Source organism: Thioalkalivibrio sp. ALR17-21, from assembly GCF_000420185.1.
GTDB lineage: Bacteria > Pseudomonadota > Gammaproteobacteria > Ectothiorhodospirales > Ectothiorhodospiraceae > Thioalkalivibrio > Thioalkalivibrio halophilus.
The window spans coordinates 43,598-61,295 of sequence record NZ_ATUL01000004.1 but is presented as its reverse complement, the minus strand read 5'-3'; the positions used below and the strand labels follow the sequence as shown (position 1 = coordinate 61,295).

The following is a 17,698-nucleotide window of genomic DNA, read 5'->3' as shown; positions in this document are numbered from 1 at the left end:
TTCAGAGCCCCTGGCGCAGGGTACCCAGGAGCTGGTTCAGGCTCGCGTCGATGTCCATCTCGACGATCGTGGTGATGGATACAAAGTTCTGCATGGCATTGATGTTGGCGTCGCGCCGCGACGCCAGGCGTACCCGCTCCATCAGGGCACGGTTGACCGTGTTCAGCTCCCGGTGCAGTTCCTGCAGGCCTTCCATGTCCCAGTCGGGCGGTGCCTCGCCCTCCCGGCGGTCGAGGTACTGACGGACCAGATACGTCCCCGCCATGCGGTACAGCGTTTCTTCGAGGGTGGCGAACGGCAGGTGGAATTCCGCCAGAGGGCGCAGCCGCGACAGGATCGGGCAGGCGCCCGAGGCCATGATCAGCCCGAACAGCGAGCGCAGGAATTCCTGTACGTCGCATTCCTTCAGATAGCTGCGTGCGGGGGCGTCCACGCGGCCCCGGATGCGTTCCACCGACGGGCTGTCGGCGAAATGCCGCGCGATATCGGCGAACTCGATGGCCGCCGGGCAGTATTCCACGGTGCGCGCGTCCAGCGGACAGTTTTCGCACTGTCGGCATTCCAGGCGGGTCCAGTCCGGATGGGCCTCGTCGTTGTGGCGCGCCGGGTCCCGCGAGCGGTGGATATCCACCCGATAGCACCACTCGCTGCCGTCACTGCGTTCCAGGCGATAGATGATTTCGCTCATCGCTTTCTCTTCCCGCCGCTTTCATCGTGTTTTTGTGAAGCCTATCACGCCGCGCCGGGCCTGCCGCTCCCGGCTTCCGCGGTTTCTTTTTCACGGAGTTTCTGATCCTGGCTAACGCCTGGCTCACGCTTCGGGGGTGTAATCCCGCACGGAGCATGCCAGCATTAGCACCCGGTCCGGATCAGGGAATGGTTCCGGACGGGCCATATGGATATCCAGAGGGATGCTTCAATGCGCTTCGGAGTTGCCAGTCGCCTGCGTGGCGGCCTGATCGGGCTCGCTCTCGTCACGGTCGTTGCGAGTATCGTTTCCCTCGTTTCCTTCGAACGCTTCGCGAGCAGTTTTGACGAGCTGGCGGCGGAACAGGTGCCGGTGCTCATGGGGACCGGGAATTTGGTCCAGCGCAGCGAGGCGATCGTCTCCACGTCGGTTGGCCTGCTCACGGCCGGAGACCCGGCCGAGCGGGCTTCCGGTTTTGCCGAAATCGAGCGTTACAACGCCGATATCGGTGCCCTTCTGGAAGAGATGCCGCGCAACCAGGTGGACCCGGCAACCCTCGAGGAACTCGATTTCCTGCGCGAAGACATGATGGGCTCGGTGCGTGCCCTGGAGGCGGTAATGGACGAACATGCCGCCCACGAGGAGCGCACGCGGTCGGTGCTGGCCGATCTGCGCGAGGCGCGCACCGGGCTTGGCCGTCTGCGCGATGACCCGGATTATCCGGCGAGCTGGCTGGGGCGCGCCGGCATGGTGATCATGAGTCTGGCCATGGCCGCGACGGTGGACTCGCGTGAAGACCTGGCCCCGCTGCGCGAACAGGCCAGGGACCGCGTCGAGATCCTCGTCCGCGCGACGGAAGACCTGCCGCCGGCACTGCGCCCGCAGGCCCGGCAGCTGACCGCGGATCTGCGCCGGCTGGTCCACGGCGACACGGGACTGCTGGCCACGCGCGAAGGCCAACTGCGTCAGGCGGAGGCGGTGCAGGCCGAGCTCGGTACGGTGCGAGCCCGCGCCGGCCGTCTGGTCAGCGAGCTGTCGATGCTCACCTTCGAGCTGGAAACCAGCGTGATCACGCGGCAGGAGGAGGTGCAGGAGCTCTCGGATCAGCGCATGACGGTCCTCGCCACCACCATGGCCGTCGGCCTGCTGCTGGCAGGGATGATCATCCATTACGTTAACCGTCGGGTCGTCCGCCGGCTGCAGTCCCTGCACCACGGCATGAACGGATGTGTCGGGGGCGAAAACACCTCGGTTCCGGTCGAGGGCAACGACGAGATCGGCGACATTGGACGGGCCGCGAACTACTTCATCGATTCGGTGCGCCGACGCGAGGAGATGCTGGAGAAGCTGTTCGATGCCACACCCCTCCCGCTGGTGCTGTGCGAACCGGCCATGGGGGTCATCGAGCGCCACAATCGGCGTCTGACCGATCTGTTCGGGCCCGACATCGAGAATGTCGGGATGCTGTTCGAAAACGCTCGGGACTGGGAGGAGCTGCGGGAGAACCTGGCCGGCGGGGCCTTCGTGGATCATCACGAGCTGCAGCTGCGGCGGGCCGACGGCAGCCCGTTCTGGGCCCTGATCTCCGCACGCCGGATCACCCTGGGCGAGCGTGAACTCCTGCTGCTCAGTGCGCTGGACATCTCGGCCCGCAAGCAGGCCGAAGCCGCGATGCGCGAGGCCAAGGAACGCGCCGAAGATGCCACGCGGGCGAAGTCCGAATTCCTGGCCAACATGAGCCACGAACTGCGCACCCCGCTGAACGCCATCATCGGCTACAGCGACATGCTGCTCGAGGAAGCCGAGGACATGGGCTTCAGCGATTTCGATGACGACCTCGAGAAGATCCGCTCCGCGGGGCGCCACCTGCTGATGCTCATCAACGACATCCTCGATATCTCCAAGATCGAGGCGGGCCGCATGCAGCTGTACCTGGAGGATCAGGAAGTCAGCCAGATCGCCTCCGAGGTCGAGGCGATGGTCACGCCGCTGGTGGGCAAGAACGGGAACCGGCTGGTTGTCGAGGGCGCCGAGGGTGCCGGCACCATGCATACCGATGTCACCAAGTTGCGGCAGTGCCTGTTCAACCTGCTCTCCAACGCCGCCAAGTTTACCGAGAACGGGGAGATTCGCCTGGAGATCGAGACGTACCCGGACGCCTCGGACCCCGAGGCCGATCGGTTGTGTTTTCACGTGAGCGACACCGGGATCGGCCTCAGCGAGGATCAGATGGCCCGGCTGTTCCGTTCGTTTTCCCAGGCCGATGCCTCCACTACCCGCAAGTACGGGGGGACCGGTCTGGGGCTCGCCATCACCCGTCACTTCGCCCGCATGATGGGCGGAGACGTCACCGTCAGCAGCGAGCTGGGTGCGGGATCCACCTTCACCGTGGAACTGCCGCGTGTTTCCAGCGAGTCGACGCCGGAGCCGAGCGAGGGCACCGGTACCCTCCTGCTGTTCGATCAGGACGAGAACCTCTACCGCATGATCGGTGGCGGGCTGGAGGAGGAAGGCTACTCGGTGGTGTTCGCCAGCACCGTGGACGAGGCGCTGAAAAAGGTCGAGGAGGTGCACCCGGACCTCATTGCGGTGGGCTGCCAGATGGAGCAGGGCAACGGCTGGACACTGGTGACCACGCTCAAGCAGATGCCCGGGGCTTCGGAGATCCCGCTGATCATGGTGGGTCAGCGCGAGGACGGCGACTCCGCCCATGCACTGCCCCTGGGCAACGTGGTCACAAAGCCGGTGGATACGCGTCACTTGATGCAGATCATCAACCGTCATGGCAAACCGGGCGATGGTGACCACGTTCTGGTTGTGGATGACGACCCCGACGCCCGGGCCGTCCTGGAACGGCTCCTGGACCGCGAGGGAATCGCCACCGCACCGGCGGGGGATGGCATCGAGGCGCTGGAGTCCATGGGGAAAAAACGCCCCTCGATGCTCCTGCTGGATCTGATGATGCCGAACCTGGACGGCTTCGGCGTCCTCGAGGCCATGCAGGGGGACCCCGAGCTGCGTGATGTGCCGGTGGTCGTCATCACCGCCAAGGACCTGGAGCCGGACGAGGCGCGTCAGCTTCAGGAACGAACGCTCCGGGTCCTGCGCAAGGGGCAGTACGACCGGCGGACCCTGCTGGAGATGATCAAGAACCGGCTGGTCCGCGAGCAGGCCGCTGCGGGTGCGGCCGTCGCCGAAACCGAAACCGCCGGCATCGACGAATGAAGACTCGCTCTCGGGAGGTCACGTGGCAGCAAGAGACGCGCGCACCAGGCGCCTGACACTGACGGCCGCCGCCTGTTGCTGCGGCGTGATACTGGCACTCGGATATCCGTCCCTTGCTGTCGCCGATCCCGAACGGGACCTGCGCGTGGCCACCCGAGCCCTGAGCTTCCTGGACCATCGACCCAGGGGTGACATGCCCGTAGCCGTGGTTTACGCCGCCGGCGATTCCGCTTCCGAGGCTCATGCGCGTCGCATGGCCGATGCCATGGGCGGCGGTGGTCCGCAGGGACGGATCCGTCTCGTGCCGACCCTGATGGCGGCCGACGAGCTGGGGGCCCTGGACCGCCAGGAAGCCGTCCTGCTGGCCGACGGACTCGCCGGAGACCAGGCCACGGATGTTTACAGTGCGGCGAGCCGTCGCGGCCTGATCACCATCGCTTCGGACATGGCATGCGTGGATGCGGGCCATTGCGTGATGGCGGTGGCGAGCCAGCCGCGGGTCCAGATCGTCGTCAGCCGCGAGGCGGCCCGGGAAAGCGATGTGGGCTTTGCATCCTCCTTCCGCATGATGATCACCGAACGATGATGGCCGCCGTTATGAACCTTAATCCCCTGCCTTCCGGTTTCGACTTTCGCGTTCGCCCGCTCGCCGTTGGCGTTGCCCTGCTGTCTGCGGGAATGGTCCCCGCGCCGGCGCTGGCCCAGGCCATCGACTACGGTGCGCTGGAAGATCTGTTCCAGGAGCCGGTGACCACCAGCGCGACCGGCTCCCCTCAGCGCAGCACCGAGGTGCCGGCGGACATGGAGATCATCTCCGCCGAAGATATCCGCCGTTCCGGCGCGACCGATATCCCGGAACTGCTGCGCCAGGTCCAGGGGGTGGATGTCTGGCGGCACAGCTTCGCCGCGGTGGACGCCACCGTGCGCGGGTATAACCGCCCGTATTCCCAGCGCCTGCTGGTGCTGATCAACGGTCGCCAGGTTTACAAGGACTACTGCGGCTATACCAGCTGGGGCGCGCTGCCGGTCAATCTGTCCGAGATTCGGCAGATCGAGGTGGTGAAAGGTCCCAACGCGGCACTGTTCGGCTTCAATGCAGTGGGCGGCGTGGTCAACATCATCACCTACAGCCCGCTCTATGACGATCACAACAACGTGACCGTGCGCGCCGGCAATCACGGGTATCAGGAGGTTTCCCTCACCCACACGGCCCAATTCGGGGACGTCGGCGGGGCCCGGATCTCGCTGGGTGGTTACGGCGCCGACGAGTTCGACACCGATGCGCACCCGGTGGATGAACCTTTCCGGCTGGATCGCTCGCGGCGCCGGCACGCGGCCGTCGATACCCTCTTCCAGGTCAGTGATCGGACCCAGGTGGGCATCGAAGCCACTACCGTTCGTACGGACCAGACCAACCTGCTGCCGTTCTATGGTCTGACCCAGGCGAAGTACGACAACCAGTCGCTGCGGATCAACCTGGGAGCCGACACCGACTTCGGCCTGATCGAGGCGACGGCCTATCAGAACGTCACCCACGTGGACATGAACAATGCGTTCATCGGCGACACCCAGATCGACAACCGCATTACCGTTGCGCGCGTCCAGAACCTGATCAAGCCCGCCAGCGATCACACCTTTCGCATGACCGGCGAATTCCGCCGCAACGTCCTCTACAGCCTGCCGTTCGAGGGCGGCAAGGTGAGTTACGACGTCTGGGCTGCGGGCGGCATGTGGGACTGGCAGATGACCCCGCGCCTGACCCTGAACAATGCCGTGCGCTACGACCGACTGAGTTCGGGACGCAGTGGCAGGCTGCCCGATACCTGGCTGTACGAGCAGGATGACTACGACGTTACGCTCAACGAGGTCAGCTGGAACAGCGGTCTGGTCTTCCGTGCCACGGACAACGACACCTTCCGTCTGCTGGCGGGCAGCGGGGTCCAGCTGCCGTCGATGATCGAGGGGAGCTTCATGTTTCTGCTCGATCCCAATGATTACGGCATCACCCAGATGGGCAACCTCGCCGGGGGTGCCGGCAGCCCCGAGGTGGAGCCCACCCGTGTCACCAACGTGGCGCTGACCTGGGATCGGGAAATCCCGCAATGGGATGCCAGCCTCAAGACCTCGGTCTTTCACACCCGCAACAAGGACCTCAAGAGCGTCCCGGGGATTTACCCCGACACAATGGTCGATCAGGTCCCCTACGTGATGTTCACCAACGTGGGTGATTCCTCCGCCAGCGGCTTCGAGGTCGGTCTGAGCCGGACCACGCGCAACTGGATCATGGAGGGCAGCTATGCCTACCTGCGCGTCAGCGATGACCTCGACGATTCCGTCTACGGGCCGGACGGGAGCCCGGTCAAGGCCATCGACTACGAGGACAGCAGCTCGCGGCACAAGATTAACGCCCGTCTGGGCTACGCGACCGGCCCGTGGGAGTTTGATCTCTACGGCAACTACGTGAGTGGATACTCCCTGCTGGAAAGCGGTGGAAGCCCGTTCGAGATGCGTGAAGTGGATGTCCCGAGCTACACCCTTTTCAGCGGGCGGATCGGGTACCAGTTCACCGACAACGCCTCGCTGGCGCTGTCGGCACAGGGGTTCAACACCTCCAGCCACCGGGAAAGCGCCGCGCCCGAAGTCGAGCGCCGCGTGCAGATGACCCTGTCGGTCGATTACTGAGAGCGAGAGCAGCCATGGGCAACCGGATCCTTCTGGTCGAAGACAACGAGATGAACCGCGACATGCTGTCGCGGCGCCTGACCCGCAAGGGCTTCGAGGTGACCACTGCCGAGGATGGTGCGACGGGGGTGCAGCTGGCGCGGGACGAACGCCCCGATCTGATCCTGATGGACATGAGCCTGCCGGTGATGGATGGCTGGGAAGCCAGCCGGACGCTCAAGGGGGAGGCGGATACGGCCGTCATCCCGATCATCGCCCTCACGGCGCATGCGATGACGGGTGATCGCGAGAAGGCCCTCGAGGCGGGATGCGATGACTTCGACACCAAACCGGTGGAGATGCCGCGGTTGCTGGAAAAGATCCATGCATACCTGGATGGCGCCGGAGCCTCCGCATGAGCACGGGTGTCGGGCCGGACGTCCGCCAGGCCTCCAGCCACGCCGACGACCCGCACGAAGCGATTGCCGAGGTGGCCGCCGGACTCGATGCCGCCGACGCCTCGGTGGTCTTTCTCTTCTGTTCCGCGCGCCATGACCGCAATGCCCTGGGCCGGGCCATCGCCCGGGCGTTCGCTGGCCGCCCGGTGGTGGGCTGCACCACGGCCGGCGAGCTGAGCGGCGCCACGGGCTATGTGGCCGGCAGCGTGACCGGGGCTTCGATCCGCTCGCCGCGTCTGCGGGTGGCCACCCGCCTGATCGGGCCGCTGGACGGGTTTGACGCGACCTGGTCCACCGAAACCGTGCAGACGCTGGTGGACGAGGTGGCCACGGACGGCCTTGACCCGGAACGCCAGTTCGCACTGCTGCTGATCGACGGCCTGTCCATGCAGGAGGAGGCCGTGGCCGCCACGCTGCATGGCAGTCTTCACGGAGTGGGGCTGTTCGGCGGTTCGGCGGGTGACGAAATGCGCTTCGAGGGTACCGCGGTGTATCACGACGGGGCGTTCCACGAGGGCGCGGCGGTCGTTGCGATGTTCGATTCCGGCCATCCGTTCCATCTGTTCCGGTTTCAGCATTTCGAGCCCACCGACATCCGCATGGTTACGACCGCCGCCGATCCGGCGTCACGCACGGTCCACGAAATCGACGGCATGCCGGCGGCCGAGGCCTACGCGCGTGCGGTGGGGGTGGATCCCGCCGAGCTGGACGGCCATGTGTTCGCGCGCCACCCGGTGATGCTGCGGGTCGGCGGGGAATGGTATGTGCGCTCCATTCAGCAGGCTCTTCCCGATGGCAGTCTCACCTTCTACTGCGCGATCGACGATGGTCTGGTGCTGGCGCTCGGGAGGGGAGTGGATCTGGCCCGGAGCATCCGCGAGAGCTTCGACCGCCTCCGTGAAACCCACGGCGAACCCGGCTTCCTGCTGGCCTGCGACTGCATCTTCCGGCGCCTGGAACTGACCGACCTTGATGCCCTGGAGGCCGGTTCCGCGAGCCTTCGCGGCCTGCCGTTGATCGGATTCAATACCTACGGCGAGCAGTTCCGCGGACTGCATGTCAATCAGACCCTGACCGGGGTGATGCTGGGGACCGATGAACGCTGAAGACGACAACCGCATCCGGGAGCTGGAAGCGGAGCTCGAGCGCAAGGACCGCATCATCGCCGCGCTGATGCGCCGGGTGGAACGGGCGGTGGACGATGCGGGCGACAGCTTCTCGCTGTTCGAGCGCAACGCCGCGCTGGAATCCACCGCCCGCGAGCGCATGGTGCAGCTGGAACAGGCCAATCATCGCCTGACGGATTCGGAGGAACGGCTGCGCCGGGTCTTCGACAACGTCCAGGAGATCCTCTTCGAGACCGACGGGGAGCGCCGGATCGTGATGCTTAACCCGGCCTGGGAGCGCATTACGGGGATTCCCGCCGCCCGCTGTCTGGGCCGCGACTGGATCGAGATCCTGCATTCCGAGGACCGCGACAAGGGGCTGGCCCGCTGCGCGCCGTTCATGGAAGGCAGCACCGCGGACTGCGCCGAGACCCTGCGCATCACCTGTGAGGACGGCAGCGTGCGCTGGATGGACGTGCGCATGGCGCGGTCGACCGACCGCGACGGGAACACGGTGGGGACCATCGGCACCATGGCCGACGTGACCCGTCAGCATGAAGCGGTGGAGCAGATCCGCCAGGCGCGGGAGGCCGCCGAGGCCGCCAATCAGGCCAAGAGCGCCTTCCTGGCCAACATGAGTCACGAGCTGCGGACTCCGCTGAACGCGATCATCGGCTACGGGGAGATCCTCAGCGAGGAGGCCGGGGATCTGGGTGCCGGCGAACTCAGCGATGATGCGGACAAGATCATCAGCGCCGGTCGCCATCTGCTGTCCCTGATCAACGACATCCTCGATATCTCCAAGATCGAGGCGGGCCGAATGGACCTTTACCTGGAGGACTTCAGCCTGGCCCCGGAGATCGAGCAGGTGCTGTCCACCGTGCGCCCCCTGGTCGAGTCCCGTGGCAACGAGCTGCGGCTCGAGAACGGGACGCGACACGAAACCATTCATGCGGACCTGACCAAGCTGCGGCAGATCCTGTTCAACCTGCTGTCGAACGCCGCCAAGTTCACCGACCACGGCGAGATCCGCCTGACCGTGCGGGACGGCGAGGACGACGCGCTGGAATTCGAAATCCGGGATACCGGGATCGGAATTACCGAGGAACAGCTCGCGCGCCTGTTCCAGCCGTTCACCCAGGCCGATGCGTCCACCACGCGCAAGTACGGCGGTACGGGCCTCGGACTCTCCCTCAGCCGGCATTTCGCCCGGATGATGGGCGGTGACATCGAGGTCAGCAGCGAACCCGGTGAGGGCTCGACCTTCGTGGTGCGCCTGCCGCTGCAGGGTGAGGTACCCGGCGCCGGCCGGGATGCCTCCGGCTCCGCCGCGGTGGCACCACCGTCCGGGCGAAGCTGCCGCCCCGGGCATGTGCTGGTGATCGACGACGATGCCAGCGTGCGCGACCTGATTCGGCGCAGCCTGGCCACGGAAGGCTACCAGGTGACGCTGGCCACCGGGGGCGAGGAAGGGCTGCGCCTGGCCCGCGAGCAGCGCCCGGACCTGATCACCCTGGACGTGATGATGCCCGCCATGGACGGCTGGGCGGTGATGACCGCGCTGAAAAACGACCCCGACACCCGCGACATCCCGGTCATCATGCTGAGCATGCTGCGCGACCGGGATATGGGGTTCATGCTGGGGGCGGCCGACTATGTCACCAAGCCCGTAGAACGGCATTACCTGCTCGAGGCCGTCGGTCGGCAGATGCCCCCGCCCTGCGCCTGGGGCGCAACCCCGGAGACCTGCGAACGATCGCCGGGCTGCGGCTGTACCTGCACGGTCCTGGTGGTCGAGGACGATGCCGAGACCCGCGAAATGATCCGTCGCCAGCTCGACTGCGAGGGCAGCCGGGTGATCGAGGCCGAGGACGGCCAGGCGGGGCTGCGCCGTCTCGAGGAACGGGACGGCCGGGTCGATCTCATTCTGCTCGACCTGATGCTCCCGGGCATGGATGGTTTCGCCTTTCTCGACCAGCTGCAGCGTCACGAGCGCTGGGGGGGGATTCCGGTGCTGGTGCTTACTGCCCGGGATCTTTCCGCCGCGGAACGCGGCCGGCTGCTGGAGCGGGTGGAGGACATCTTCCAGAAGGGGGCTGTCAGCCGTGAGGACCTGCTGGCGGCCATCCATTCCCACGTCGACCGCCATGCCTCCGCCAGCAACACGGATCACGGGCAATGAACGTGGCGAACACCAATATCCGTCATGACCTGCGCACGCCGGTGAACCACATCATCGGTTACGCCGAGATGGTCCAGGAAGACCTGGAGGATGCCGGCATCGATGGTGGTTCGGGGCAGCAGTTGAGCGCCCTGGTGCAGAAGGCCCACGAGCTCCTCGAGCAGGTCAATCGCATTCGCACTCCGGAGGAAGGCGGGCCGCCGCTGGAAGACCAGTTTGCCGAATGGACCGACGTGCTGTCCGATCTGACCCGGCTGCATTCCGATGTCCGCGCCGCAGTTCCGGAGGCCGGGGCCGGGAGCCTGCACGGAGATCTCGACAAGATCGGAGACGCCATCAACCATCTGGCCGATATGGTGCGTGCCGGCAGTCGTACGCGTCTTGCCGATCCCGATCCCGGCCCCGAGGCCTCCGGGCCCGGCGATGCCACGGGCGCTTCATCCGACGCCCCGCCCGGGGAAGCGCCGGAAGACGCGCCGCGGATCCTGGTGGTCGACGACAATCGTTCCAACCTCGAGATTCTCGCCCGGCGTCTGGAGCGCGAGGGGTATCGCGTGTCGGCGGTGACCAGCGGCTTCCACGCCCTGGCCCGGCTGGGTGATGAAAACTTCGACCTGATCCTGCTGGACGTGGTCATGCCGGACATGGATGGCCAGGAGGTGTTGGCCCGGGTGCGCCGCAAGTACGGCCCGACCGAATTGCCGGTGATCATGGTGACCGGACTGTACAATAGCGACAGCATCGTCCAGGCGCTCAATGCCGGGGCCAATGACTACGTTACCAAACCGGTGGACTTCCCCGTGGCCCTGGCGCGCATCCGCACGCATCTCCAGCTGGGCGAGCTGGCGCGTGATCTGGCCGCGGCCAACGAGCGGCTGTTCCGGTATTCCTACATGGACGGTCTGACCGCGATCCCCAATCGGCGGCATTTCGACGAACACTATGCCCGCGAGTGGGATCGTGCCCGGCGGGAGTCGCTGCCCATTGCCGTGGTCCTGATGGACATCGACTACTTCAAGCCCTTCAACGACTACTACGGCCACGAGGCCGGCGACCGGGTCCTCAAGGAAGTGGGGCGCGCCCTGGACGCGACCCCGCGGCGCAGTTCCGATCTGGTCGCCCGCTACGGCGGCGAGGAATTCGTGGCGGTGCTCCCGGGTGCGGAACCGAGCGATGCCCGCGACTTCGCCGAGCGCCTGCGGGCGTCGGTGGAGGCCCTGGAGCTGGAACACAGCCAGTCCGGTGCTGCCGCGCATGTGACGCTGAGCGTGGGCGTCGCCGGGGAGCGGCCGGTCACGGGCGGTGACGAGGCGGACGACCGGCGCCGTCAGCTGCTCCTGCGCGCGGACGAGGCCCTGTACGAGGCGAAAGAAGGCGGGCGGAACCAGGTCCGCTGTGCGCCCGATCCGGCATAGGGGGGCAGGCGGGCCCCGGCTTGTGTCCCCCTGCAAACATGCAGGTAAGTTCGCGCGGTCCGGCTGCTACACTTCGGGAAGGCGTCGGCGGCTGCGGGCGACCTGCCACCGAGGGAGAGAAAAAGGGGAATCATGAACGAGACAACCAGTACGACCGGCGTGCGCGAACTCATCGAGCCGGTTTATCGCGGCAAGTTCTGGATGCAGCTGATCGGGGTCATGCTGATCCTGTCCGGGGTGCTCACGGCCCTGTCGATCATCGGCATCATCGTGGCCTGGATCCCGATCTGGGCCGGCGTGGTGCTGATGCAGGCAGCCGGCAGCTTCACCCGGGCCTACGAGCGCGATGACGAGCTGGAGGCGAAGAATGCCATGGGCCGGCTGCGAACCCACTTCACCATCATGGGCGTGCTCCTGCTGGTCTACATCCTGCTGATGGTGCTGGGTGTCCTGTTCGGCATCGGCGCGGGGATGATGGGCATGAGCGAGCTTCAGGGCATGTGACCCGGGTAGTCGGGCCGCCGGCCGCGGCCCATTGCCTTTTGCGGCCCGTCGTCATAGCTTCTCCGGTATGTCCATCGTCCAGACCGGAGGTTCGTGATGACCCGCTCGCCAGCCGTGCTGTTCGCCGTTTCGCTTCTGCTCCCCGCTCCCGCGCTGGCCGGGCCGGATGCCGGCGAAGCGGAAGCCGATGCCTTTACGCGTGCCTACGCGGATTCCTGTCTGAGCGAAGTGAGCGATCTGGAGGCACTGCGGGCCGAACAGGACGAGGACGATCTGCTGCGTCCGGAGGTGGCCGCGCCGTTTCTGGGCGGGCAGGAAGGCGACGCCTGGCGTCTGGAGTCAGAGGCCGGGCGTTTCGTGCTGGCCCTTCCCGACGGTGACACGTTCTGTGCGGTGCACGCGCGTCGCGCCGATGTCGAGCATGCGCACGAGGCGTTCGTGCGTCTGATCTCGGAGGCCCCGGACCCGATCGAAGCCCGCGAGGTTAGCGATGACACCCGCGAGGTGCCGGGGCGCGGCCCGACGCGAACCGTATCCTGGGAATGGGCGGTGCCCGAAGCCCCTCTCAAGCAGCTGTTCACCCTGACCCTGGCCCCGGCCGACGATGACGGCCGGGGCCAGCTGATGGGGTCGGCGGCCCTGGTGAGCGCCGACGACGACTGATTCGCTCCGGGGCCGTTGCTCACCCCGGGGCACACTGGCAACACCCACCAAAGAAGGGAGTCATTATGGCAAGTGGACTGGCGAAGGCCGGCGTGGCCGTCGGTGTCGTGGTACTGGGCGGAGCGGCCTGGGCGGGCGGTGATCGTCTGGTTCAGGCGCATGCGCAGGACAGCCTGCAGGAGGCGCTCGATCGCTTCGAGGCGGATGCCGCGGCGGTGGACGAGTTCGACGTGATCCGGCTCGCTTATGACCGGGATGCGGGGACGGTCGATTATCGCTTCCGCTATCGCCCGGAGTCCGACAACCCGCTGCACGAGCCGCTGGCGGAGCTTCAGGGCACGCCGGAGCCGAGCGTGAGTGCCAGTGGTCGCATGGAGGTCGAGGATTACGGCCTCGCCCGCTGGGTCAGCGGCCAGCCGTTCCGCGCGGCCGGCACGCTGCCGTGGGCCGAAGCCGTGGCGGCCGACCTGCCCGCACTGGAGCAGGATCACTGGGCCACGCTGGAGTTCGCCCATCGCCCCGGGGGCGACACCCGGATCCACCTGCAGGGCACCGGTTATGACGGCGATCTGCTGATGGCCGGCCAGCATCGCATCGGTGAGCTGTCCTGGGACGCCTGGGAGGCCTCCGCGCAGATCGCGGGCGAGGCCGGTCTGCAGGCGCTGCACGCCGAGCTGCCCCGGGCCTGGATCGGCGTGCCGGGCGAGATGGATCTGCGGATCGACGGCCTGCGCATGCGCGGCGACAACCTGGTCATTGTCGATTCGCTGCTGGTGGAGGGCGATTCCGAACTCGCGCTGGACGGGATCGAGGGTGAGTTCGACGACGAGTCTTTCCGCATGCGCGACCTGCGTCTGGCGGGGGTGACCCGCGAGACCGACGGTCGTTCGCGCAGTGACCTGAGTCTGGAGCTGGGCGAGACCCGGGCGGAAGGCCTGACCGGTCTGCAGCAGTTCCACGCCGAGCTGCATCTGGACCTCGATGCCGCCTCCGTCCGCGAGGCCGGGCGTCTGGGCCGCGAAGTCGAAGCCGGTCTGCACGCGCTGGAGGATGTGGACGCCCTGTACCAGCAGTGGCTGATGGATACCGCCTCGCACGGAGCTGTCCTGGAGCTGCGGGAACTGCGGGTGGTGGACACCCATGGTGACGCCCTGGACGGCAGCCTGACGCTGCGGGCTGGCGAGATCCCGCCCGCGGCCTGGCAGGGTCCGGGACTGCTCGAGTATCTGTCGGGTTCGCTGCAGGCGGGCGTGGATCGCGGGCTCATCCGTACCTCGGTGCGCGAGGACATGGCCCTGCGTGAGCCGCATCGGCCGGCGGCGGATCTGGATCGCGAGGCCGAGGAGCTCGTGGCCATGCTGATGCAGGGCGCGCGCGAGTTCCCGCTGTTCGCGGTGGAGGATGATCGGGTGCGGCTGGACGTCGAGGTCGCCGAGGGCATGATCGTGGTCGGTGGCGAGCCGATGATGGCGGTCACCGACCTGATGCTGCTGCTGCAGGGATAAGCGGTCAGGCGATCGCGTATTTCTTCATGCGGTAGAGCAGGGTGTCGCGGGTCAGGCCCAGCAGGCGGGCGGCCCGCGAGCGGTTGCCCGCGGTCTGTTCCAGGGCCTGGCGGATCAGGTCCATCTCCAGTCGCTCCAGGCTGAGGCCCTCGGGCGGGATCACGAACGGCCCCCCGGCCTGGCCCTGCGGGGTCTGCAGCCAGGCATCGGGCAGATCGCCCGGGTTGACCTCGGTACCGCTCATGAAGATCACGCAGCGCTCGACCAGGTTCTTCAGCTCGCGCACGTTGCCGGGCCAGGGCCACTGGCCGAGCCAGCGCAGCAGTGCGGGCGTGAACCGCGGCGGTTCCACGCCGTGGTGTTCCGCCAGAGTAACGCGGAAGTGTTCGGCCAGACGGCGCACGTCTCCCTGGCGGCTGCGCAGCGGCGGCATCTCCAGCGGCACCACCTGCAGGCGATAGTACAGGTCGGCGCGGAAACGCCCGTCGGCCACGCGCTGCTGCAGATCCTGGTGGGTCGCGGCGATCACGCGAACGTCGATGTGTTCCGCCTCGGCCGCACCCAGCGGCTGGCACTCCCCGTTTTCCAGAAAGCGCAGCAGCTTGGCCTGGGCCCCGGCCGGGAGTTCGGCGATCTCGTCCAGCAGCAGGGTGCCGCCATGTGCCTGGCGTACCAGCCCGGGTTGATGGTCGTTCGCGCCGGTGAAGGCCCCGCGGCGGTGGCCGAACAGCTCGGACTCCACCAGCTCTTCGGGCAGGGCCGCGCAGTTCACCGTGATCAGCGGTCCGTCCGGGCGCCGACTGCGGGCATGGATGTGGCGCGCCAGGTGTTCCTTGCCGGTTCCGCTCTCGCCCAGCACCAGTACCGTGGCGTCGGTGGCCGCCACCATGCTGGCCTGACGCAGCACGGCCTGCAGCTCGGGCGAGCTGCCCACGAAATGCTCGGCGGTATTTTCGGCTGATTCGACCAACATCTCCTCCCGGCCGCCAGGCGCTTGCGGCATGACTGCATAGCCTGCCCCAGAGTCCGTGCCCGGGCAAGGGAATCCGTACGCGTCCGGTTCGCAACTGCGGCGTTTAAGCCATCCGCTGTGGCAAATCCCGCACCGGTCCCGGGGGCTGCCGTGTGTGCGTGGCGGTTCCGGCCACCTCCGGTGGTGTTCCCAATGGTGCTTCGGGCGCCGCAGTCCGCCGTTCCGGCTTCCCGATCCTTGTTGGTGCCCGTACCTGGCCCGGTGCTTGCTGGCGAGTCGGTCGCACGACACCAATGAAAAGAACAAGGACGGAGAGAAATCATGAAGCATTCGCATGGATTCCGGTGCCGCTGGATCCCCCTGGCGATCGCCGGTGCCGCGGCCGCGCCCGTGGCGGCCGAAGGGCCTTCTGCGTCGCAGGCCGGGGATCCACCGCGGCTGGCGCCGGTGGTGGTAACGGTTCCCGCCATGGAGGGGCCCGGGCGGGTCAGTACCGATCCACGCCAGCCCCGGCTTCCGTTGCCGGCGCATGATGGCGGGGCGTATCTGGCCTCCATCCCCGGATTCGTGACCAGCCGCAAGGGCGGTACCAGCGGCGATCCGGCCCTGCGAGGTCTGGGAGGCTCGCGACTGTCGCTGCTGCTGGACGACGATCCGGTGCTGGGCGGCTGCGGCGGGCGCATGGACCCGCCCACCGCGTATGCCTACCCGCAGGCCTTTGACCGCATCGAAGTGAGCAAGGGTCCGCAGAGCGTGCGGCATGGTGCCGTGTCGGGCGGTACGGTCCGTTTCGAGCGGGACGCGCCGGTGTTCACGGAGGCCGGCGAGGTCACCGGATTCGCGGGCCTGACCGTCGGGCGTTTCGATCGCACCGACCTGGTGGCGGACGTGGCGACCGGGTCCTCCGCGGGTTATCTGCGTGCCATCGGCACCTTCTCGGATCAGGACGATTACCGCGACGGCGATGGCAACGAGGTCCACTCGCGGTATTCCCGCTGGAGTGGCACCGGGATCGCCGGCTGGCGCCCTGACGAGCAGACCCTCATTGAGTTCACGTATGACCGTTCCGACGCCGAGGCCGCTTACGACGACCGTGGCATGGACGGCGTGCGCTTCGACCGCACCGGCTACAGCCTTGCGCTGACCCGCGATGACCTCGCGCCCTGGTTCGAGACCCTGGAGGCGCGGGTCTTCCGCAACGAGATCGACCATGTCATGGACAACTACACCCTGCGGGAGCCGCCGGGCATGCCCATGGTCAGCTACCCCGAACGCATCACCGAAGGGGCGCGGTTCGCCGGGGATTTCCGGTTGCCGCGGGGCATGGCCCTGCACGCCGGGTTCGATTACAGCCGCAACCGCCACAGCGGGAACCGCCTGATGGGGCCGGACGCCTTCGGGTGGCGCGATGTCGCCCGCGAGGATACCGCGCGATTCCGCGACGCAGGGGTGTTCGGCGAACTCGAGGTCCCGCTGGATGCGCGGCGCCGCGTGGTGGGCGGCCTGCGGGTTGACCGGACCCGGGCCGAGGCGCAGCGGGACGGCTTTGGTGGCGCCAGCGACGGCGACCGCGAGCGTGCGACCGCCACCAGCGGTTTCCTGCGCTACGAACAGGAGCAGGCGCAGCGGCCGCTGGCCTGGCACGTTGGTGTCGGACGTTCGGAGCGTGCGGCGGATTTCTGGGAGCGCCGGCGGGTGTTCGATCTGGATACCGAGGTGCTGACCCAGCTGGATACGGGCATTGCCTGGAACGGGTCGCGCCTGCGTGCCTCGCTGTCCGGTTTCTACGGCGAGTTCGATGACTACATCCTGGTGGCGCAGCCCGGGGATCGCACGCGCAACGTGGGCGCCCGGACCTGGGGCTTCGAAGCGGACGGCGCCTGGGAGATGACGTCGGCGTGGACCTTGAACGCGAGTGCCGCCTGGGTGCGTTCGGAGAACACCACGGACGACGTGCCCCTGGCGCAGACCCCGCCGGCGGAGGCGACGCTGGGCGCGGAGTATGCGTCCGGGATGCATTTCGGCGGGCTGCAGGTCCGCGGCGTGATGCGTCAGGACCGCATCCACGAGGATCACGGTACGATCTACAGCCTGGACACCGGAGAGACCTCGGGCTTTGCCACCGTCGCGCTGTACGGCGGGGTGGAGCTGTTCGGGAACTCGCAGCTGACCGTGGGCGTGGACAACCTGTTCGACCGTAGCTACAGCGAGCATATCCAGCGCGGCAGTGCCGAACTGGGAGCGGCCACCCGGCCGGTCAACGAACCCGGGCGTACGGTCTGGGCCCAGTGGAACGTGGAATTCTGAGAGAGGGAGAC

The 17,698-nt window shown here is 67.2% G+C and carries 13 protein-coding genes; 11 read left to right on the top strand and 2 right to left on the bottom strand.

Going from position 1 to position 17,698, the window contains the following annotated elements; genetic code table 11:
* Window position 1: 1 nt before the first annotated feature.
* Window positions 2–688 carry a hypothetical protein gene (locus G020_RS0103035; RefSeq protein WP_024328608.1) on the bottom strand — a complete coding sequence of 229 codons (687 nt, stop codon included), beginning with the start codon at window positions 686–688 and terminating at the stop codon, window positions 2–4.
* 231 nt (window positions 689–919) lie between these two features.
* On the opposite strand from G020_RS0103035, the gene G020_RS0103030 reads away from it, so the two are divergent.
* The 10 genes from G020_RS0103030 (at window position 920) to G020_RS0102985 (ending at window position 14,407) form a co-directional block, all read left to right on the top strand.
* Window positions 920–3,913, top strand: a complete 2,994-nt coding sequence (locus G020_RS0103030) for a response regulator (RefSeq protein ID WP_024328607.1) — start codon at window positions 920–922, stop codon at window positions 3,911–3,913.
* Window positions 3,914–3,935: 22 nt separating this feature from the next.
* Entirely contained in the window at window positions 3,936–4,499 is a 564-nt protein-coding gene (locus G020_RS0103025) for a hypothetical protein (protein ID WP_231363037.1), read from the top strand.
* An 11-nt stretch (window positions 4,500–4,510) separates the two neighbouring features.
* The gene (locus tag G020_RS0103020) at window positions 4,511–6,595 is read left to right on the top strand and encodes a TonB-dependent siderophore receptor (RefSeq protein ID WP_231363036.1); all 2,085 of its coding nucleotides are present in this window, start codon (window positions 4,511–4,513) and stop codon (window positions 6,593–6,595) included.
* Window positions 6,596–6,609: 14 nt separating this feature from the next.
* The gene (locus G020_RS0103015; protein ID WP_018947303.1) at window positions 6,610–6,993 is read left to right on the top strand and encodes a response regulator; all 384 of its coding nucleotides are present in this window, start codon (window positions 6,610–6,612) and stop codon (window positions 6,991–6,993) included.
* On the top strand, window positions 6,990–8,138 hold the full coding sequence (locus G020_RS0103010) for an FIST N-terminal domain-containing protein (protein WP_024328604.1): 1,149 nt from the start codon (window positions 6,990–6,992) through the stop codon (window positions 8,136–8,138). The genes G020_RS0103015 and G020_RS0103010 overlap by 4 nt, the downstream gene beginning before the upstream one ends.
* The gene (locus G020_RS0103005; RefSeq protein WP_024328603.1) at window positions 8,128–10,320 is read left to right on the top strand and encodes a response regulator; all 2,193 of its coding nucleotides are present in this window, start codon (window positions 8,128–8,130) and stop codon (window positions 10,318–10,320) included. Before G020_RS0103010 ends, G020_RS0103005 begins: the two co-directional genes overlap by 11 nt.
* Entirely contained in the window at window positions 10,317–11,735 is a 1,419-nt protein-coding gene (locus tag G020_RS0103000; protein ID WP_024328602.1) for a diguanylate cyclase, read from the top strand. Before G020_RS0103005 ends, G020_RS0103000 begins: the two co-directional genes overlap by 4 nt.
* A 132-nt stretch (window positions 11,736–11,867) precedes the next feature.
* Window positions 11,868–12,239 carry a DUF5362 family protein gene (locus tag G020_RS0102995; protein ID WP_018947307.1) on the top strand — a complete coding sequence of 124 codons (372 nt, stop codon included), beginning with the start codon at window positions 11,868–11,870 and terminating at the stop codon, window positions 12,237–12,239.
* Window positions 12,240–12,335: 96 nt separating this feature from the next.
* Window positions 12,336–12,902, top strand: coding sequence for a hypothetical protein (locus G020_RS0102990; RefSeq protein ID WP_024328601.1), 567 nt, complete (start codon window positions 12,336–12,338; stop codon window positions 12,900–12,902).
* Window positions 12,903–12,967: 65 nt separating this feature from the next.
* Complete coding sequence (locus tag G020_RS0102985) at window positions 12,968–14,407, top strand: DUF945 family protein (protein WP_024328600.1); 1,440 nt, start codon at window positions 12,968–12,970, stop codon at window positions 14,405–14,407.
* Between the two features lie 4 nt (window positions 14,408–14,411).
* On the opposite strand, the gene G020_RS0102980 is transcribed toward G020_RS0102985, so the two are convergent.
* Window positions 14,412–15,380: a sigma-54-dependent Fis family transcriptional regulator gene (locus tag G020_RS0102980; RefSeq protein WP_024328599.1), complete on the bottom strand. Its 969-nt coding sequence runs from the start codon at window positions 15,378–15,380 to the stop codon at window positions 14,412–14,414.
* 321 nt (window positions 15,381–15,701) lie between these two features.
* On the opposite strand from G020_RS0102980, the gene G020_RS0102975 reads away from it, so the two are divergent.
* The gene (locus G020_RS0102975; RefSeq protein WP_024328598.1) at window positions 15,702–17,687 is read left to right on the top strand and encodes a TonB-dependent copper receptor; all 1,986 of its coding nucleotides are present in this window, start codon (window positions 15,702–15,704) and stop codon (window positions 17,685–17,687) included.
* The last annotated feature ends 11 nt before the right edge of the window (window positions 17,688–17,698 follow it).